Annotated in this window: 16 protein-coding genes; 3 read left to right on the top strand and 13 right to left on the bottom strand. The window is 47.7% G+C overall.

Going from position 1 to position 20,389, the window contains the following annotated elements; translation table 11 throughout:
* Positions 1–48: 48 nt before the first annotated feature.
* The 3 genes from ABD031_RS17765 to ABD031_RS17775 all read right to left on the bottom strand — a co-directional run bounded on the left by ABD031_RS17765 (position 49) and on the right by ABD031_RS17775 (position 5,917).
* Positions 49–2,223 (bottom strand): bifunctional alpha,alpha-trehalose-phosphate synthase (UDP-forming)/trehalose-phosphatase, encoded by a 2,175-nt coding sequence (locus ABD031_RS17765; protein WP_343853895.1) that lies wholly within the window; start codon positions 2,221–2,223, stop codon positions 49–51.
* 162 nt (positions 2,224–2,385) lie between these two features.
* Entirely contained in the window at positions 2,386–3,639 is a 1,254-nt protein-coding gene (gene metK, locus ABD031_RS17770; protein ID WP_343853896.1) for a methionine adenosyltransferase, read from the bottom strand.
* Positions 3,640–3,757: 118 nt separating this feature from the next.
* Positions 3,758–5,917, bottom strand: coding sequence for a helix-turn-helix domain-containing protein (locus tag ABD031_RS17775; RefSeq protein ID WP_343853899.1), 2,160 nt, complete (start codon positions 5,915–5,917; stop codon positions 3,758–3,760).
* 158 nt (positions 5,918–6,075) lie between these two features.
* On the opposite strand from ABD031_RS17775, the gene ABD031_RS17780 reads away from it, so the two are divergent.
* Positions 6,076–6,633 (top strand): ankyrin repeat domain-containing protein, encoded by a 558-nt coding sequence (locus ABD031_RS17780; protein ID WP_343853900.1) that lies wholly within the window; start codon positions 6,076–6,078, stop codon positions 6,631–6,633.
* 1 nt (position 6,634) lies between these two features.
* Positions 6,635–7,786: an acyltransferase family protein gene (locus ABD031_RS17785; protein WP_343853901.1), complete on the top strand. Its 1,152-nt coding sequence runs from the start codon at positions 6,635–6,637 to the stop codon at positions 7,784–7,786.
* 219 nt (positions 7,787–8,005) lie between these two features.
* Here ABD031_RS17785 and ABD031_RS17790 read toward each other — a convergent pair whose 3' ends face one another.
* From ABD031_RS17790 to ABD031_RS17830, 9 genes are all read right to left on the bottom strand, one after another.
* Positions 8,006–8,581 (bottom strand): precorrin-2 dehydrogenase/sirohydrochlorin ferrochelatase family protein, encoded by a 576-nt coding sequence (locus tag ABD031_RS17790; RefSeq protein WP_343853902.1) that lies wholly within the window; start codon positions 8,579–8,581, stop codon positions 8,006–8,008.
* A gap of 359 nt (positions 8,582–8,940) precedes the next feature.
* Positions 8,941–9,717 (bottom strand): uroporphyrinogen-III C-methyltransferase, encoded by a 777-nt coding sequence (cobA, locus tag ABD031_RS17795; protein ID WP_343853904.1) that lies wholly within the window; start codon positions 9,715–9,717, stop codon positions 8,941–8,943.
* Positions 9,714–11,813 carry a HEPN domain-containing protein gene (locus tag ABD031_RS17800; RefSeq protein WP_343853905.1) on the bottom strand — a complete coding sequence of 700 codons (2,100 nt, stop codon included), beginning with the start codon at positions 11,811–11,813 and terminating at the stop codon, positions 9,714–9,716. Before ABD031_RS17800 ends, cobA begins: the two co-directional genes overlap by 4 nt.
* Positions 11,814–12,040: 227 nt before the next feature.
* Positions 12,041–13,300, bottom strand: coding sequence for a sulfate adenylyltransferase subunit 1 (locus ABD031_RS17805; RefSeq protein ID WP_343853906.1), 1,260 nt, complete (start codon positions 13,298–13,300; stop codon positions 12,041–12,043).
* A 151-nt stretch (positions 13,301–13,451) separates the two neighbouring features.
* On the bottom strand, positions 13,452–14,351 hold the full coding sequence (cysD, locus tag ABD031_RS17810; protein ID WP_343853908.1) for a sulfate adenylyltransferase subunit CysD: 900 nt from the start codon (positions 14,349–14,351) through the stop codon (positions 13,452–13,454).
* 142 nt (positions 14,352–14,493) lie between these two features.
* On the bottom strand, positions 14,494–15,198 hold the full coding sequence (locus tag ABD031_RS17815) for a phosphoadenylyl-sulfate reductase (RefSeq protein WP_343853909.1): 705 nt from the start codon (positions 15,196–15,198) through the stop codon (positions 14,494–14,496).
* Positions 15,167–15,445, bottom strand: coding sequence for a DUF2061 domain-containing protein (locus ABD031_RS17820; RefSeq protein ID WP_343853911.1), 279 nt, complete (start codon positions 15,443–15,445; stop codon positions 15,167–15,169). Before ABD031_RS17820 ends, ABD031_RS17815 begins: the two co-directional genes overlap by 32 nt.
* Positions 15,446–15,519: 74 nt before the next feature.
* Complete coding sequence (locus ABD031_RS17825) at positions 15,520–15,936, bottom strand: RrF2 family transcriptional regulator (RefSeq protein ID WP_343853913.1); 417 nt, start codon at positions 15,934–15,936, stop codon at positions 15,520–15,522.
* A 68-nt stretch (positions 15,937–16,004) separates the two neighbouring features.
* Positions 16,005–16,811 (bottom strand): LytR/AlgR family response regulator transcription factor, encoded by an 807-nt coding sequence (locus ABD031_RS17830; RefSeq protein ID WP_343853914.1) that lies wholly within the window; start codon positions 16,809–16,811, stop codon positions 16,005–16,007.
* A 302-nt stretch (positions 16,812–17,113) separates the two neighbouring features.
* On the opposite strand from ABD031_RS17830, the gene ABD031_RS17835 reads away from it, so the two are divergent.
* A complete protein-coding gene (locus ABD031_RS17835) occupies positions 17,114–17,569 on the top strand; it encodes a hypothetical protein (RefSeq protein ID WP_343853916.1) in 456 nt (151 codons plus the stop codon).
* 649 nt (positions 17,570–18,218) lie between these two features.
* Here the strand turns inward: ABD031_RS17835 and htpG are convergent.
* Positions 18,219–20,108 carry a molecular chaperone HtpG gene (htpG, locus tag ABD031_RS17840; protein WP_343853918.1) on the bottom strand — a complete coding sequence of 630 codons (1,890 nt, stop codon included), beginning with the start codon at positions 20,106–20,108 and terminating at the stop codon, positions 18,219–18,221.
* Between the last annotated feature and the right edge of the window lie 281 nt (positions 20,109–20,389).

Raw genomic sequence — 20,389 nt, forward strand, 5'->3', positions numbered from 1 at the left:
AAGCGATTATCCAGGGATTTTGACTTTGAGTAAAACTTGAGCTGGGCTCTAGCGCACCAGCTTGCTCAGTAGATTTCTTACCTGGCGGAAAGATTTGATATTGTAATCGGCTTGGGTATAGGAATACCCCACCCGTATGGTATAGGCCTCCTTGGGCAGCGCCTTAAAGGTGTCTTCATCCGTCCAGTCATCTCCGACGGCCAGGATGAAATCATTTTCGTGCCCTTTCAGCAGGTTCAGCGCGGCCCGCCCTTTGTTGATATCGGGTCGCTTAATCTCCAGTACCATGTTTCCTTCGAGTACCTGGAGATTGTGCCCGCGAGCCATGTATTTGAGATGGCTCAATAGCTCTCTCATTCGGAGGTCTCCGAGACCCTTCTCCACCTTGCGATAGTGCCAGACGAGCGAGTGGTGTTTCTCTTCGATCAATGCTCCCGGCGTTCGCAGCACATAATACTCCATAATGTTGCGAATGTCTTCCTTCCAGCTGTCCTCGATTTCGGCATAGAGTTCCCATTCGCTGGGGTTTTCCTTTTTTCTCATCCATACTCCATGCTCTGCAATCAGATCGACATCGAAACCCTCAAACCAAGTTCCCAGCGTATCCTTGTCTCGACCGGAAATCAGCACGACCTGTGCCCGCTGGCTTAGTGATCTGACGAGATCTTGAAGCTCCTGATCAGGTTTTGCATCCTGCGGATTTCCGGTAAAACCGGTCAGCGTACCATCATAATCCAAGAAGAAAACAGGTTTTTTAGCCCCCTGAAATGCGTTGACAATTTCTTCCATCACCTCTCCGTCGACGATTTTGGAGGTCAACTCGGCTTGCTTGGCCTTGACATGCCTCAGTCTGTCCATGAACACATCAACCCACTGAAAGACATCATATTTCCTTAGACTTTTCTGCATCGATTTGATGCGTTCTGTTTGCTCCTCGGTCGGCATGTTCAGCGCCTGGTAGATCGCATCCACGACACCTTGCTTGTCATTTGGGTTTACCAAAACAGCGTCTTGCAGCTCCTTGGAGGCTCCCGCCATTTCGGATAAAATCAAAACGCCGGTTTGGTTGATCTTGCTTGCGACATATTCTTTGCAGACGAGATTCATCCCGTCCCTCAGCGGCGTCACCAAAGCGATGTCGGACATACTATAAAATGCGCTCAATTCGTCAAAAGGGAATCCTCGGTAGAAATATTGAACCGGCATCCAGTTAAGGGTAGAATATTCTGAATTGATCCTGCCTACGAGTAGGTCGATCTCCTCTTTTAACTCCTTATACGACTGTACCTGGTCGCGACTGGGTACCACGATCATCATCATCGACACTTTCCCGTGGAGTTCTTTATGATCAAGCAGCAATTGGTGGAAGGCGTGCAGTCGCTGGGGAATCCCTTTGGAATAGTCCAGTCGGTCGATCGTGAGTATCAACTTATGATCTCCGAGTTGTTTACGATACTCGGCCACCAAGTTTTGGGTTTTCTTGGATTTCGCCTGTTTTTCAAATTTTCCATAGTCGATCCCCATCGGGAAAGAATCAACATTAATAATGCGATTTTCGGCCTGGATATAGCCACTTTCCGACGATAGTCCGGTGATCCTTCCAACCGCACTGAGGAAGTGCCTCATGTCGTCATAAGTGTGAAAACCGATCAAATCAGCTCCACAAACGCCCTCTAGGATTTCTTTTCTCCAAGGAATCATGCGGAGGATCTCATAGGAAGGAAACGGAATGTGCTGGAAGAAGCCTATCGTAGCATCTGGAAGAGCTTCCCGCAGCATCTTTGGGAGGAGCATGAGTTGATAGTCATGCACCCAAATCGTGTCGTCAGGTTCGGCTTTCTTGAGGATTGCTTCGCAAAACATCTCATTGACCCGGTAGTAGGCTTGCCAATGCTCCGGATTGTAGATCATGTACTGGGTGAAGTAATGAAAAGCCGGCCAAAGGGTCTCATTGCTGAATCCCTCGTAGAACTCCTCGACGTCTTGTTGGGAAAGAAAAACCGGGGCCATCTTGTGGTTATGGAGATCTAGAATGATCTCTGCCCTTTGCTCTGGATTTTCTACCACTGTTCCTGGCCATCCTATCCAGATGTTTTCTCCCTCTTTGTAGATGGAGCCCAAGCCTGTGGCCAATCCACCGGCAGAGGGTTTGGATTCGTATTGCCCTTTTTTGACGCGTAGGGACACAGGAAGCCTATTGGAGACAATGATTGTTTTTGACATGGTTGTTAAAGTAAAAATTAAAAAGGAGCTCCTTTTTTTGAAAATGGTGACTTCTTGAATATAGCTAAAAATCTTCAAAAATTGAAAATTCAGCAACGCAAAGGGGGAGTTGTTGTCTAAGGAATAAAAAAAGCTTCGAATTTGATTCGAAGCTTAGTTGTTTTACAATCCGAAGGTGGATTTGACTTTATCCACATAATCGAGCTTTTCCCAAGTGAAAAGTTCGACTTCCTTGGTGATTGCGTCGCGATAAGGAGAGTAGAAGGTTTTGCTTACCACTTCATTTTTTCTGCCCATGTGACCGTATGCAGCCGTCTCCTCATAGATCGGATTTCTAAGCTTCAGTCGCTGCTCAATGGCGTAAGGGCGCATGTCAAAGATCGATTCTACTTTCTTCGCTATTTCTCCGTCGCTCAAGCCAACTTTAGCGGTTCCATAGGTATTGACATAAATTCCCATTGGTTTGGCAACACCGATCGCGTAGGAAACCTGCACGAGGATCTCGTCAGCGACACCGGCAGCCACCATGTTTTTGGCGATGTGGCGGGTAGCATAGGCTGCAGAGCGATCCACTTTGGATGGATCTTTGCCTGAAAAAGCTCCTCCGCCGTGAGCGCCTTTGCCACCGTAGGTGTCCACGATGATCTTGCGACCAGTCAAGCCGGTATCTCCGTGAGGACCTCCGATGACAAATTTGCCGGTTGGGTTGATGTGGTAGTTGATATCAGAAGTGAAGAGCGCCTGAAGCTCCGGCTTCAGTTTCGCTTTTACTCTTGGGATCAGAATGTTGATGATATCGGCTTTGATCTTCTCCAGCATAGTCTCCTCTACGTCGAAGTCGTCGTGCTGGGTAGATACGACGATGGCATCGATCCGCTGAGGCACGTTGTCGTCACTGTATTCGATGGTTACCTGAGACTTGGAATCCGGTCTGAGGTAAGCGATGTCTTTGTTCTCTCTTCTCAACTCGGCCAATTCGCGGAGGATCATATGAGACAGATCCAAAGCCAAAGGCATGTAGTTTTCAGTTTCGCTGGTCGCATATCCGAACATCATTCCCTGGTCACCGGCTCCTTGCTCCTCTGGAGTCTTGCGGTCTACGCCCTGATTGATGTCGGCGGACTGCTCGTGAATAGCAGAAAGCACACCACAAGAATTACCCTCAAACATGTACTCGCTTTTGGTATATCCAATTCGGTTGATCACGTCGCGGGCGATTTTCTGTACGTCGAGGTAAATGTCGGACTTCACTTCGCCGGCCAAAAACACCTGTCCGGTGGTGACTAGAGTTTCGCAAGCTACTTTGGAGTTGGGATCGAAGGCTAAAAAGTTATCAATCAGCGCGTCTGAGATCTGGTCAGCGATTTTGTCTGGATGACCCTCAGATACTGACTCTGAGGTGAATAAATATGCCATAAATCTTGGGTAATGATGCGTAATTCAAGAAAGCCCAAAATTACAGGAAGTGGTGGAAATAAAAAACCGATAGATTCCTAAAGCAGGAATGCAAGTCGTCGGATCAGGCTTAAATCACTCAGCGGTTTGCGCCTATTTCCTCCCATAGGCCTTCCTCTTCCAATTGCTGGCGGATCAGGCGGTTGTTGTCCCAGAATTTCTTTTCCACTTCTGCCCAGATTTTCTGGAATTCAGGTAGCTTCTTAAACTCATCGACTATGGGATCTTGTGGCAAAAACAGTACGACCCAGACTTGGATGTTGTCTTCCCCAGCAAAAAGCTGGAGGTGGTGTATTGCCTTTTCAAATTCCCCTTCGTGCGCATACACCATCGCCAGTCCTAGATTTTTGTAGATGGTCTGGTCGTTTTCGATGTACTCTCTATAGCTGTTGAAAAACTTTCCGGCTTCAGCTGTTTTGCCCATTTTCTCATAGACTTCGCCAATTATTTGATTTTCGTGGACGTAGACATTCAGATTTTGCGCTTCGCGAAACTGGTTGAACCTTTCATAGTAAACATAGGCAGAGTCGTATTCGCGCAGGTAGTAGCTGACCTTGCCTAAGTCCTGAAGGATGTCAAATCGTGAAGTGTCCCGCGCAAATTCCACTTTCAGCATCTCCCGGGTGAGGCGCAAGTCCTTGGTCTGGGCATAGGAGATAAATGCCCTGACATAACGAGAGAAGGCATTGTCGGAAAAATAATCCAGAGACCTGTCGATATAATACATCGACTCATCCACAAATCCAGTTTGGATGAGTGCATTGCCCAGACGCAGGTAGAAATAACTGGCAGCGACCGAATCCGTCGCACCCACACCCAGCCGCATGCCTTTAAGCGCGTATTCCAGGTATTTGCCTGTATTGGGGAGATTGTTGGCATAAAAGTCCGCAAGCAGCCCCATGACCTGAGAGGAGTTAGGGCGATACTCCAGGGCTTTCTCCAGGAATGGTAAGGCTTGCTTGTACTCTTTTTTCAGCAAGTAATACATGGCCTTTGCAGTATGACTTTCGGAGGAAGTCGGGTCGTAGAGCATGGCTTTGTCCGAGTAGGTGCCGAGCCTTTCCAAATGGGGCATTTCTGCCTGAAACAAATCCAGGTAATAGAAGGCCATGCCCGCACAGGCGTAGGCCAGAGAAAAACGCTCGTCCTCTTGGATAGCTCGGTCGAAATAAGAAACCGACTCAAGTAGCTTTGTGGCGTCGGGCACACTTCCCGGTGAATTGAGCAATTCCAAGCCCTTCAGGAAGAGATCGTACGCTTTGAGATTTTCGGTAGGGGCTTTTTCGATCCGCGATCTTTCCTCCGGCGTGATTACAGCCTGGATCTCATTGGCTATATCCCGAGAGATCTCCTGCTGTAGGGCAAATATATCGCTGGCCTCCCGACGATACTGCTTACTCCAGAGGTGGCGATCCGTGTCACCCTCAATTAACTGAATGTTGAGTACGATTCGCTCGCCTATCTTTTGTCCGCTCCCCTCCACGAAATAGCTCACATCAAGTTCCTCTGCCATCTCAGGAATGGACTTGGTGCTATTGCGGTACTTTTCGGCAGAAGTTCTGCTGAGCACGCGGAGATCTCTGATCTTTTGCAGGTTGTTGAGCGTCGCTTCCATCAGTCCGTTGATGAGGTAGACATTGCTCGAATCTCCGCTGTCGTTTTTGAAAGGCAGCACGATGATGGATTTCTCCCGGGTGAATTTCTCACGTATGATCTCCGGCTTAAAAACCAACCACGCCACAATGAGTAGCAACACCAGAGCCGCTCCACCGATCCAGTATTTTCTATTTGACTTGGGCTCTGCCAAAACTGGAGACTCCGAAACCGGGACTTCTGGATGTTTGCCCACTTCTCCCGGAGGATAGCCGTAGTGCTCGCGGAAGCATTTGATAAAGTAGGAGGGACTGTTGAAACCTACCAAGTGGGAAACCTCCGATACATTCTGGGAACCCGTACGGAGCAAGGCCATCGCGTACTCCAGGCGAGTCTGGTTGATCAGTTGGCTGACCGAAAGGTTCGTCACCTTCTTCACCTTCCTCAAAAGGTTGGATCGGCTCATATTCATTGCGTCCGCGAGCTCAGCTACCCCAAATTTCTCATCAGAGATATTGGCTTCCACCTGCTCAATCAGCTGATTCAAAAATTCTTGATCCTGAGGAGAGGGCTTGGTCATGGAGGCAAAACTAGGAGAAAAAGCGCTACTGTCAATGTCTGAAGAGCGCTTTTCAAAAGTCGTCAAATCTCTCTGGAATTGCAGTATTGCGTCATAGTTTATATCCCTGCGTCATAGTTTATATCGGTTTCCACATGCTTTATGGTTTTGTGAGCAGGACTGTTTAGTGTGGCGCAAGGGTGTTCCGTTACTTTGGGACATACAAAATCAAACCAATATCTATCATGAAAACACCTGTTTTTAAGTCCCAAATTCTTCCCGGCTTTCTCTTATTCTGCGCGATTTTTTTTGCGTCCTGCAATAGCTCGGCACAAAAAAAAGCCGGTGCACCGGAGGTCGATCTCCATACGGCCGTGATCACAGATGACGCTGAAGCGGTGAAGCAGCATATCGCGGCAGGAAGTGACCTGAATGAAAAAGACCCATTTGGCGGATCAAGTCCTTTGATCACCGCGGCGGTCTTTGGCAAAACCGAAATGGCTCGCCTTCTCTTGGATGCCGGAGCCGACATCAATTTCCAAAATAACGAAGGCTCTACCGCTCTGATTTCCGCGGCCTTCTTTGGCAGACCGGAGATCGTCAAACTCCTGCTGGATAAAAAAGCGGACAAGACCATCAAAAACAAGTACAATACGACAGCGCTCGACAATGTCTCCGCGCCTTTTGCCAACGTGAAGGATGTCTATGACATGATGGGAAATATGCTTGCCCCGATGGGACTCAAGCTGGACTATGCCTATCTGGAGAAAATCCGTCCAGAGATCGCTAAGATGTTGAAATAACATGGCCAACAAACAACAGTCTACGCTCCGCCCCAAGACATTTGACAGTCCAGATTTTCTGCTGTTGGACCGGAGACATAAGCTACCTGCAGCTATGACAATTCATGAGAAAACGGTAAGAAGATACGATATCGATTGGCTGCGGGTGATCGCGATCGGCCTGCTGCTGATCTATCACGTGGCGATCGGCTTTCAGCCTTGGGGCAGGATGATCGGCTTCATCACCTCAAATGAGTCCTGGGATGCCCTTTGGCGTCCCATGGCTCTGCTCAATATCTGGCGGATTCCTCTCCTATTTTTCGTCTCGGGCATGGGGGTGTACTTCGCCATGCGGACGCGAACTTGGAAGCAATTGATCGGGGAACGCTCCCTTCGGATTCTCTTGCCCTTTGTTTTCGGGATGTTTGCCATCGTGCCGCTGCATATTTTGGTTCTGCGCCAATACTATGATATGGCGTTGCTGTATTCCTGGTCGCCGGGCCATCTGTGGTTTCTGGGAAACATCTTCTGCTATGTGCTGCTGCTGTCGCCTGTCTTTTACTATCTGAGAAAAAATGAATCCGGAAAACTGGTCTCTTGGATCAAAAAGACACTGAGCCGGCCCTGGGGATTGCTACTGGTGCTGGCGGCGTTCATGGGAGAGATCCTCCTGCTCAACCCGATTCCCTTTGAGCTCTATGCGATGACCTGGCATGGATTTGTGCTGGGCTTGCTCGCTTTCTTCTTCGGTTTCTGTTTCGTGCTGAGCGGAGATGGCTTTTGGACGATGATCCAGCGTTGGCGATGGGCATTTGTCGGGATTGCGGTGGCACTTTATGCCTATCGGATGATTTTCTTCACCCCATTCCCTTCCGGCTATCTGCTGGCTCCGGAGTCGCTATGCTGGATTTTGTCGGTCTTCGCCTTTGGCAGCTTGTATCTGAACAAGCCGGGAAAAGCTTTGACTTATCTTAGCGAAGCGGCTTATCCGGTGTATATCCTGCACATGATTTTCCTGTATCTGGGTTCGGTTTGGATATTTCCTTTAACCATACCGGTTGAGTTGCAGTTTGTGTTGGTCTTGTTGATTACACTGGGAGGAAGCTTTGGCACTTTCGAAGTGATCCGAAGAGTGAGGTTTCTCAGGCCCTTGTTTGGGTTGAAATTGAGCTAGATCAAAACCTATTCCCGGGGTGATCTAGGCAACTTCTCTTTCATGTTATCACATAATAAGAACCTAAAACGTGAATAAACTGACATAATCGGAACGTGAGAGGTAATTTGGGAGAATATCCAGCAGCTTCTGGAGAAACAACATCACGCGAAGCTTTTGAAAAAGCGCTATAACGCTGACTCGGTAGTGGGAAAGTAAAAATGCTGGAGAGAACTCTTCTTAGCGCTTTTTCACCAAACCTTCTGTCAATTCATTCATCGCTTTGACTTTGTATTCAAAGTCTCCCTTGAGCGTGTCGCGATAGGCATTGAGGTTTTCCAGCAAGTCGTCGATCTCCTCGGGAAGGACTTCTTCCAAAAGCTGCCGCAAACGCTTGGCGGCAGTTGGAGATTTGCCGTTGGTACTGATGGCGACTTTTAGGTTGCCTTTGGTGACGATTCCTCCCAGATAAAAGTCGCAAAGATCGGGCGTGTCAGCTACGTTAACCAACAGGAATCGCTCCTTAGCCTCGTCGCGGATTTGTCGGTTGACCACTTTGTCATCCGTGGCGGCGATCACGATATGTTTGCCTCCCAGGTATTTTTCTTGATAGGAATCTTCGATCAGGGTGACTGTTTCACTCTTCGCCGCAACTTCCAAAAAGTCTGGGCTGAAAGCTTTGGCCACCGCCGTGACCTGAGCTTGAGGACTGGATTTGAGCAAAAATTCCAACTTTTCCGTGCCCACATTTCCCCCTCCGACCAGCAGGACATTGAGTTCGTGGACTTTGAGGAATATGGGATAGAGCTGGTTCATTTTATCAAGATGTTAGTATCAAGAGGCTAGTATCAAGATAGTAGACAAGCGCAAGATAAGAGGGTATGTGCAATTTGGTATGTCAAACGATTTCGAGATGAAAAGTCAAGGGGCGACATTTCGAAATTTCAATTGAATGGGCTTCGAAATACGCTACTCCCGTAGCTCCAGTGCTCAACTTGACACGGCATTGCGAGGGGCTACTTCTTACGGGGAAGTAGGTTTGGGATTTTCATGCCCCGAAGCAATCTCCCGATTTGGAGCAGTAGTATAGGCAGTAGACTGCTTCGTCGTTCCTCCTCGCAGTGGCGAGTCCGATCGAAGCTACTTTTTACCTTTCCAGTGAAACTGCCTTCCGATCACTGCTTATAGCTCATTGAAACCGCTTCTCGGTAAACTTCGCTCAATTTTACACTTTCCTTGACGACTTCGCCGACGATGATGATCGCGGGAGCTTCGGCTTTGGCTTCGATGACTTTTTGCTCAATGTCGGAAATATAACCGGCCACTACCTTTTCCTCAGAAGTCGTCCCACTTTGGATAATCGCGATCGGCAAATCTTGTTTTCCAGAATCCTGATAAACCCGAACGATATCTCCCAGCTTTCGGGTTCCCATCAACACCACGACCGTCGCACTAGATTGCGCTGCCAAAGTTAAGTCCTTCGACAACTCCCCGGTGGAAGTCGTGCCAGTCACTACCCAAAAACTTTCGGAAACTCCTCTTTTGGTCACCGGAATTCCAGCCGATGCCGGAACGGCAATCGCAGAAGTGATTCCCGGAATCAATTCAGTAGGAATGCCCAAGGACTCAATGTATTCGATCTCCTCAGCTCCGCGACCGAAGACAAAAGGGTCGCCCCCTTTGAGCCGGACGACATGGCCGTGCTTTTTGGCCAAGCTGACGCAAAGTTGGTTGGTGTCTTCCTGAGCGGTGGAATGCTTGCCCACGCGCTTGCCCACGAAGATCTTCAGTGCTGTATCGGGGGCATGCTTGAGCAAAACCGGATCAATGAGCGCATCATAGAGCACCACATCCGCCTTGTTCAAAGCAAAAACAGCCTTCAAAGTGATCAACTCGGGATCACCCGGCCCGGCTCCCACGAGGGTGACTTTTGGAAGGGTTTTCAAACTCATGCTTCTACTTCGGCTTCGCGAAAGGTTTTCAACAGACTGTAAATTTCCATGGCCTGTTTTGCATAGGCTTGGGCAAATTCCGGCGTCGGTTCGTGCTGATTGATTTGATAAACTTTGTCAGCAAAAGAGCTGCCCAAGTCAATCTTGCCATTTTGGACGTATTTCTCATCGAAGAGCGAAATGATATTTGCGTAGCTGTTGGTGCTGGTACCATCGCTAAGCAAGAGTGCCTTTGCGGCATTGATCAGGCCTGCATAGTGATGGTAGATGCTGTCTGACCAGCGTCCTTCTTCCAATGCTGTTTTGCCAAGCTCGAGTTTTTCGAGAGCTTCCAAAAGCAAGGTCGCTACCAGGTCGATCATGACTCCGGCACATTCCCCAACGCCGACTGCCACTTCGTAAGCCTCCTCATGACCCCAATCCACAGAATCCGCTTCAGTCACGGTGGAGGCATCACTTAGTTCTTTCAGGAGGTCATAGAAATAGATCTGGCCCTGCTGGTCGTAGTAGCCAAGGAAGTCCTTTCCTCCCGCGTTTTTCTCAAAATCATCCAGCAACACCCGCAATGCCTGAGGACCCCGTCGGCTGGGGACTTTGGTCACCTTGTCGGCAAATCTTCCATTGCCATCACCCAAATTTCCCCCGCCAAGCAGGACCTGCAAAGCTGGAATGACTGTCTTGCCGGATTTCATGGACATCCCTTGAAAACCTATATGCGCCATATTGTGCTGGCCGCAGGCATTCATGCATCCGGAGATTTTGATCACCAGATCTGTATTTTGCAAATATTGTGGATACTCGTCAAGGATGACTTTTTCAAGTTCGACAGCGATGCCGGTGGAGCTCGCAATGCCGAGATTACAGGTATCTGTTCCCGGACAGGCCGTGATGTCACCAAGAGTATTATAGCCTCGCTGTGCCAAACCGATCTTTTTCAATTCCTGATAGAAGAAAGGAACCAAATCCTCGCGAACGTCACGGATCAGAATATTTTGTCTCAAGGTGAGTCTCACTTCTCCAGAAGCATATTTCTCCACCAAATCAGCCAAAGGCCGGGCCTGATCCAAATAAAAGTCTCCCAAGGAAACTCTCACTCCAACGGACACGTATCCAGTCTGCTTTTGCGGTAGCACATTGGTCAGCTTCCAAAGTTCAAAATCCAGTCCCGGTGCGCTGTCTAGTGTTGGGCTTTCAGGATTAGGAAGGGTTTTGGCAGCTTCGTATGCTTCAAACTCTATTGGGAAAGTAGAATAAGGCAATGCCTTTTTTTCTTTTTCCACCAAGTCCAAAAACGTCTCAATGCCCAGATCCTTTACCAAAAACTTCATTCTGGCCTTATTCCGTCTAGCTCTCTCTCCATGTCGGTCAAAAATTCGCAGCACCGCTTCGGTAAAAGGAATGATTTGATCGGTTTCGACAAAGTCGGAAATCGCATCGGCATGACGTGGCTGGGAACCCAAGCCACCACCAAGCAACACCTTGAAGCCTCGAACTTCCTGACCGTCCACAGTTTTTACTTTGGCGATAAAGCCCAAATCGTGCAAGTAGCTCAGTGCATTGTCCTCCCCAGAAGAAGAAAAAGACATCTTGAACTTTCGGCCCATTTCCCCGCAAATCGGATTTCTCAAAAAGTAACGGAATGTCGCATCTGCATAGGGGGTGACATCAAATGGCTCCTTGGGATCGATCCCGGCAGTCTCAGATGCGGTGACGTTTCTGACGGTATTGCCACAGGCTTCACGTAGCGTGACGTCATCTTTCTCCAACTCAGCCCACAGTTCCGGTGTCCTGTCCAAGCTCACAAAGTGAATCTGGATGTCCTGACGCGTGGTAATGTGCAGTCGCCCGATGGAATATTCCTCCGAAACCTTGCAGATTCTGCGGAGCTGTGCAGACGTCACTCTGCCGTAAGGCAGCTTGATGCGCACCATCTGGACGCCTTGCTGGCGCTGTCCATAGACACCCCTGGCAAGACGTAGACTGCGGAATTTTTCTTCGTCGATTTTCCCATCTCTGAAAAGGGCAATTTTGCGCTCCAAGTCAAGGATATCTTTCTCTACTATCGGATTTTCAAGTTCGGTTCGAAAGCTTTGCATGGCTTTAATAGGTTTTCCCTTTTTGGGGATAGTTCTTTAATTTTTTGGGTTGAAAGGTGGAAAAGTTGGAAGGCGGTATGGTTTAATCCACGAATCTTTCAACGTCTCTTTCACTACTTCTTTATTCGATATTGAGCATTCGGTGTTCATTATTTTTTAATATCGAATGTCGAACATGGAATGATGAATTTCGAAGTCTTTTGTCTAGTGTCTTGATACTAGCTACTCTACTCAATAAACCCCACACTCACCGTATCGTAGCTTCCCTCGTCGATTAAGATAAAGGCTCCGTTGTGTTTGCTCGTATGGTAGGAATCGAAATGGATGGGCTTGCTCAGACGGAAATGTACCCGACCGATGTCATTCAGCTTCAATTGATCAGCATCTTCACCGCCGGTAAAATCGGTATGAATTCTGGATTCGATCTGATCGATTTTCGCCAAAACCCGATTGATCCCATGTTGCAGGATGTACTTTCCGCCGACCTTCAGTGCTTTGCTGTTCACTTGGCAGATGGTGGCGGCAATGGTTTTTTCGCTTTGCGGCAATTGACCGCTCTTTACAATCATATCTCCACGGCTGCAATCCACTTCAGTAGCCAAGGTGATGACGATGGAAGACTCTATCGCAGCTTCCTCCACTTCCTGATCGAAGAAATGGATGCTTTTGATCGTCGATTCATTGCCTGACGGCAAAACCGTAACGGCATCGCCAACTTTCAGACTGCCTCCGTAGAGCATCCCGGAGAAACCACGGAAATCATGGTAAGCTTCCGTTTTCGGGCGAATCACATACTGCACAGGAAATCTTGGAACGGAGCTTTCCAACAAATCCGATGGCTCAAGAACTTCCAGATGATCCAAAAGTGTGTTTCCAACATACCAAGGCATGTGATCTGATTTGCGGGTGACGTTTTCACCTTTCAAAGCAGATACCGGAATGAATGTGATCTGATCTTCCCTGAAGTCGCTTTTGGCAACCAAGGCATCAAAATCATGTTTGATTTTCAGGAAAACGTCTTCGCTGAAATCCACCAGATCCATCTTGTTGATCGCCACGACGACATGGGAAATGCGCAGTAGGTTGCTGATGAAAAAGTGCCGGTAGGTCTGCTCGATCACGCCTTTGCGCGCATCGATCAGGATGATCGCAACGTTGGAAGTGGAAGCTCCCGTCACCATGTTTCGCGTGTATTCCACATGACCCGGTGTATCTGCGACGATGAAATTTGTCTTGTCTGTATTGAAGTAAATATGCGCCACGTCAATGGTGATGCCTTGCTCACGCTCAGCCACCAGTCCGTCTGTAGCCAGCGAAAAGTCGAGATAGTCGTATCCACGCTGCTTGGAGCTACGCTCGATGGCCTCAATCTTGTCCGTCGTGAGTGAATTGGTGTCGTACAGCAAGCGCCCGATCAGGGTGCTTTTGCCGTCATCCACGGAACCAGCTGTCGCGATCTTGATGAGTTTTCTGCCTTGTATGTCCATTGTTTTGTCTCTTTGTCAACGGTCGACGGACCACAGTCCACCGCCTTTTTGTAAATCGTATTTGGTTGTTCTGCTCTCAAGAAGCAGAACCTGTAATCACTTGTGCAGCTTCTGGAGAAGCAGCATTGCGGGAGCTACTTGATACTTTGTACTAAAAATACCCCACTTTTTTCCTGGTTTCCATCGCAGCTTCGGATCGCTTGTCGTCGATACGGGCGCCACGCTCGGAGATGGTGGAAAGCCTGATTTCGGCGACAACATCGTCCAAGGAAACCGCTTCCGAGAAAACCGCCGCCGTACAAGTCATGTCTCCCACGGTACGGAATCTGACCATTTTTTCGACTACTTCTTCGTGCGCCTCGCGGAACACGTGCTCGTTGGCGGTCCAGATCATGCCGTCACGGAGGAATACTTCACGTTTGTGCGCAAAGTAAATGCTCGGGATGGCAATATTTTCAGTTCGGATATACTCCCAAACGTCGAGTTCCGTCCAGTTGGAGATCGGGAAGCAGCGCACGTTTTGGCCGACATGGATCTTGCCGTTGAGCATGTCAAACAGCTCCGGACGCTGATTCTTCTCGTCCCATTGACCGAAGTCATCTCGAACGGAAAAGACCCGCTCTTTGGCTCTGGCTTTTTCCTCGTCTCTTCTCGCTCCACCGATACATGCGTCAAACTTGAATTCCTCGATCGCGTCGAGCAGAGTCGTCGTTTGCAGCGTATTTCGGCTGGCGTAGCGACCGCGCTCTTCCCGAACTTTTCCCTGATCGATGGAGTCTTGGACGTTTCGAACGATGAGTTCGAGTCCGAGTTCCTTCACCAGGTTATCGCGGAATTCGATCGTCTCGGGGAAGTTGTGTCCCGTGTCCACATGAAGAAGTGGAAAAGGGATTTTAGCAGGGAAAAAGGCCTTCTGAGCCAATCTAACTAGGGTAATGGAGTCTTTTCCTCCGGAAAAAAGCAAAACCGGACGCTCAAACTGCGCCGCCACTTCACGGATGATGTGGATCGATTCTGCTTCTTTTGGGTTAGGTATGAATAGGTTTGACATAATCATTTTTGATTTATGGTTTACGCAGTCTTCGAAATTTGATATTCAGCGTTCATCACTCTTTACTTTTTTAATTGTCTTCGACTCCGCTCATACTGACGCCGGTCTCATGTCTTGCGTCTTTTATCCGAAGTCCAGTGTCTCACTTAGCATGCAGCCCACATTCCTTTTTCGAGTCTTCCCACCACCAGCGGCCAGCGCGGGCATCTTCTCCAGTAAATATCGCCCGGGTACATGGCGCGCAACCAATGCTGATAAAACCCTGATCGTGCATCGGATTATATGGAATTTTGTGTTCGTTGATGTAAGCGATCATCTCATCAAAAGTCCAATCCAGCAAAGGATTGTACTTAAGGATCTGATTGGATTCGTCCCATTCCACACGCTTCATTCCGCCACGGTTGGCGCTTTGCTCGGCGCGAAGTCCGGTGATCCAGACTTCGTTTCCTGCCAGGGCTCTCTTCAGAGGCTCTACTTTGCGGACAAAGCAGCAGGATTTGCGGTTTTCGACTGAGTCATAGAATCCGTTGATTCCAATTTCGCTGACCAGTTTTTCTACCGAAGCCGTCTCAGGATAGTAGACTTTAATGCGAGTTTTGAATCTGGATTCGGTGCGTGCCAAGAGCTCCAAAGTCTCTGGAAATAACCTGCCGGTATCAAGGGAGAAAATCTGAACAGGAAGATTTTGCGTAGCGATCAGCTGGGTAATGACTTGATCCTCCTGACCGAGTGAGGTCGAAAAAACCACCTTGCCCGGAAACAATTCTGCGATCAAGGCTAGCCCCTCTCCCGCACTCAATCGCTCCAGCTTCGATTCAAGATCTGATGTATTCGGGATTTGGCTCATCGATTTTGTTTTTTGTTGCATTTTCCCAAACACGCTCATGCAGGTAGTAGAGGATGATCTTGGAGAACACCTCCACCGTACCGATCGATACCGCCATCACCAATTGCCCCGTGATGAGGTAGGAAATTACGATGGTGTCGATCGTACCCACGATTCTCCAAGAAACAGCCTTCATGAGGCTCTTTGCATTGCTGTCCCTTCCCGGTCTGGGGGCAAAGAACTTTTTTGTCAATTGATCTAAAAACATGGCTATCTGTACGGCTAGGAAAAACAAAAGTATATAATCCCTATAAATTTTATAGAGTTTATGGGTAAAAAATTTTACTCTCCGTCCAAAATATCCTGTAATGATTTGTTTTCCAGTATCTTAAGTGTCTCGTCTCGAACTTGGATCATGACTTTATTGATCCCGCATTGAACTTCATTTTTGCATTCGGCGCAGGGTTCGTAGTAGTTCAAACTCACACAAGGCAGCAAAGCAATCGGTCCGTCAAGCAAACGAATGATGCGGGAAAGCGGAATATCTTTTGGTTCTTTGATCAAGTAATAACCCCCGCCTTTGCCTTTCTTACTGCCGAGATATCCGGCTTTGCGGAGTTCTAGCAGGATGTTTTCCAGAAACTTATGAGAGATGTTGTGCTCCTCGGCAATGTCTTGGATGAGAACGGTTTTATGTTCCCTGTGCTTGCCGAGGTAGGTTAGTGCATGAAGGGCGTACTTGGTTTTTTTGGAAAGCATGATCAAAAATAAGAGAAAAAGCCAAATAGCCTAGTGTGGGGGTGGGGAATAAAGGCCCGGAAAAGCTTTCAATTCGAGGGGATCAGCAATCGATACAGTTCTTGTTTGTAAGACCTTCCAATTGGAATCGAATGATTTTCAAGAATAATCTGATTGCCTTGGATGGTCTTGATCCGGTCAAGCGCCACGAGGTAGGATTTATGGACGCGGATTAGCTTTTTTTCTCCCAGCAAGCCTTCCGCACTTTTCAGCGAACCCTTCACGATAATCTGATCGGCGGTGGTATAGATGATGGAGTAGTCCTTGAGTCCCTTCACGTGCGTGATGGTGTCGAGGTCTGTCATGACCTGCTTCGTACCGGTTTTTAGCAGGACACTTTTCTCCGGCACTTCGACCGAAGTCGAGTCAGCGCCCAAGCGCGAATCATCGACTTTGGACTTTTCTACATATCGATCCAGACCAAACTTGAGTCCCGCAGTCAAAGCCAAGTACCACAGCGTCGTAAAGAAATTGTAAGAGAACGCACCCCAAAAGCTTCTGCTCCGGACATCTCCGATCACGTAGCCATAGAGGTAAATGTCATATAAGTTTTGAAGGCTGACATACAGTAAAAGCGCGAGCAAGAGCAAAAGACCATATGTTAGAAATTTTCCACTCTTGAAAAATCGCGGCACCAACACATTCAAATGGACATATACCAGTGAGATCAGCAGGCCCATTCTGATCACCACGCAGGCGACAAAATGCTCGGGGATCTGGAACTTCAGGATCAGATAGCGGCGATCGTAGATAAAGATTAAAGTGACGACCATCCAAAATAGCAGATGCAAAACCTTGGGGAAGACGGGCGGTTTGATCGAAGTGCTGAGTGACATTTTTCTGGTTTAGGGTTTCACGTCTGATTTACGGTCAAAAATCGATCAAGTACACACCGAATAGACCAACTGCCCAGATTATAGACCAATGTCATCCAGGAAGGAAATTCTCGAATATCTAATATCCCTGCCTTTGGTCTACTTTATAAGTTTGGCGTATTCCGTTTGCCAGACATTGCCGTAGACTTACTCGAGGAAAAGCCCAGAACCCTGAATCAATCTACTTGACATCAATAGATTAAAAGGCTTTCACTCAAGTTAAAAAAACTTATCTCCAATTATTCACTTTAACCATTTACACCATGAAAACAATGAAAGTAAAAATTGCCCTATGCAGTGCCTTGCTGGCAATCGTACTTGGACTGGTCACAATGTCCTTCTCTCCAAGGCTTGGTCTCGACGGCTATGAGATCTATCTCAACGACAAACTGATCATGAAACAGTACATCAACCAACCGCTCAATCTGCGCACACTTCAGTTGGACAAGGCAGCACCCGAGGATATGCTCTGGATCAAATACAATCACTGCACCATTAAGTCAGGCTCGGGCAGCGAGCGGGTGATCGTACTCAAGGACATGAAGGGCCACGAGCTCAAGCAATGGAAATTTGCCAACAGCCCCAGCGAAAACAAGCCGATGAAGGTCTCCGTAGCCGAGCTGCGCCAGCTCGAAAAAGAACACGCCGATCACCAGGTAAGTATGTATTACAAGTCGAAGGAACTTGCCGATGCGGAGTTGCTGGCTTATCTGAGATAAAAGTCCAAAAATGAAAAACCCTCCAAGGGCTAGCCTTTGGAGGGTAGTTTGGCTATAGCAAAAAGAGCTTTTCTCGCCCGAAAACCAACTAATCCTCATCTCTTTTTCTTATGATTCCCTGGATCGTCCCATGCATCTCTGTGAAATTTTTTGAAATAGATCAACATGACTAACGTGATAATCCCGGAAAACAAAAAGGAGGCATAAAAACCTATGTCAGTTGGATGGTACGATCCAAAAGGTAAAATGAACATCGCTGCAAGGGTCATTCCAATAAAAGAAATCAGTAACCTTCGTTTTAACATAGCAAAATAGATTAACGCCAACAAGTTTCATACAATTGAGTAACCACACTTCCAACTGTTCCAGTAACAAACCCATAACAAACCCAGTGGCCCCCGCAATCACAGCGGCTTCTAAACAGTTAAGTGGTGAAATATAAAATTTAACGCTAAAAACTTAAGTCTAAAATGCCCCCTCGAGTATTAAAAAATAAATTATGGACAAAAAAAAATAATCCATAACCATCTATTTTTCACCTTAATAACTTCACCCTCTCCTAAATCACACATTCACGACGCACCTACTATAAAACAAAAAATCCCCAACTCAGGTCGGGGATTTTTCAATACAATTCGGTAGCGAAAGCTTAAAGCATCTCCACGCTTCTTCTCACAAAGGCAGTCAAGTCCTTGCCAGTCAGCAAGCCTTGGGAAAGCAGAGCCAAATCAAAGGCCTGCTTGGCCAGTTTGGTTTGGGCTTCTTCACCTTCTGCTTTGAGGATCTTGTCGACCACTGGATGGTTGCCGTTGATGGCAACTTTGTAGCTGTCTGGTAAATTGCCATAGAAGCTCATCGGGCCGCCTCCGCCAGTCTGTGCCATGTCTTTCATTCTGCGCATCCACTCTTCCATGGTGATGGTCACGGGAAGTTCCTCCGGACTCAAACCTTCAATCTCAACCGTGTAAGTTTTGTTGTTGATCGCCTTATCGAAGAGTTCCTTCACAGACTTGCTTTGCTCTTCGGTCAGCAGGTTAGCGTAGCTGTCGTCTTTCTGGATCAGCTTCTCGGCCACATCCGAATCGACACGCTTAAGTTGCGTCTTCTCCAACTTGCTCTCGATATGCTGGATAAAGTGGCTGTCGATCGGAGAGTCCAATACCAACACGTCGTAATCCTTTTTGTTGGCCGACTCTATGAAGCTATCCTGCTTATTGACGTCGTTGGAGTAGAGGTAGATCAACTGCTCGCTTTTGTCAGTTTGGAGAGGTTTTACTTTCTCACGGTATTCTTCCAAAGTGTAAAACTCACCTTTGGTATTTTTCAAGAGCGTGAAGTCCTTTCCTTTTTCGTAGAACTTCTCTTCTGAGATCATACCGTACTTCACAAACAGGCCGATATCGCTCCACTTTTGCTCGTAGGCTTTTCTGTCTTTTTTATAAAGCTCCGCCAACTTGTCCGCCACCTTTTTGGTGATGTAGTTGTTGATCTTTTTCACGTTGCCGTCAGCTTGCAGGAAGCTTCTAGACACGTTCAACGGGATATCCGGAGAGTCGATCACGCCATGGAGCAGCATCAGGAACTCAGGCACGATGTCCTTCACCTCGTCGGTTATAAACACCTGACGGCTGTATAGCTTGATCTTGTTGCGCTGGAGTTCGAATTCGTTTTTGACTTTTGGGAAGTAAAGAACTCCGGTCAAGTTGAACGGATAATCCACATTCAGATGAATCCAGAAAAGCGGATCCTCAGACATCGGATAGAGCTCCTTGTAGAATTTCAGGTAGTCCTCATCTGTCAGCTCGCTTGGAGACTTCGTCCAGATCGGCGCGGTGGTGTTGATGATGTTGTCGACCTCTACGGACTTCCATTTTTTCTCGCCTTTGTCATCCACCCCGTCTTCGACAGACTCGGACTTGGTGCCAAATTTGATCGGAACGGGAAGGAACTTGGCGTATTTGTCCAGAATGCCCTGAAGCTTCCATTTATCCAAAAATTCTTCAGAATCCTCGTTGATATGGAGGATGATATCTGTTCCGCGGGTCTTTTTCTTACCTTTCTTGATCTCAAACTCGGTGCTGCCGTCGCAGGTCCAGATCGCTGGCTCGGCACCTTCCTGATAGGAAAGCGTGTGGATTTCCACATTTTTGGCAACCATAAAGGCGGAATAGAAACCCAAACCAAACTTACCGATGATCTCATTGGCGTCTTTGGCATCCTTGAATTTCTCCACGAATTCCTCAGCTCCGGAGAAAGCCACTTGGTTGATGTATTTTTTGATTTCCTCTGCGGTCATCCCCAGACCTTTGTCGGAGATGGTGATGGTCTTCTTTTTCTCATCAAAAGAAACCTCCACCGTCAAGTCACCAAGCTCGCCTTGGTATTGTCCCAAAGTTGCCAAACGCTTGATCTTCTGCGTCGCGTCGACTGCGTTAGAGACCAGTTCGCGAAGGAAAATCTCGTGGTCAGAGTAAAGGAATTTCTTGATAATCGGGAAAATGTTCTCGGTGTGGATCGAGATCGTGCCTTTTTCCTGCATGGTTATGAATCAGTTTATTTGGTTACAAAATTTTTACAAAAGGGGATTATCAATGCCCGTTCCACAAGTGAAAAAGTGACAAGTTGGCATTTTCGAAAGCGCTTTAATGCCACGAAGGCACGAAGAATTTTAAATTCACCAGAGTGGCGCGGAGAACGCAGAGCAATGTTGAGCCAAATTTCCTTGCGGCCTCTGCGCCTCCTATGTTAGCTTCAGATTAAAAAATCACCTTTCGAGCGATTAATTTTATTGAAAAGTGGTAAGGGATGAGAGCCAATTTG

The sequence above is a fragment of the Algoriphagus jejuensis genome (genome assembly GCF_039523455.1).
Classification (GTDB): domain Bacteria; phylum Bacteroidota; class Bacteroidia; order Cytophagales; family Cyclobacteriaceae; genus Algoriphagus; species Algoriphagus jejuensis.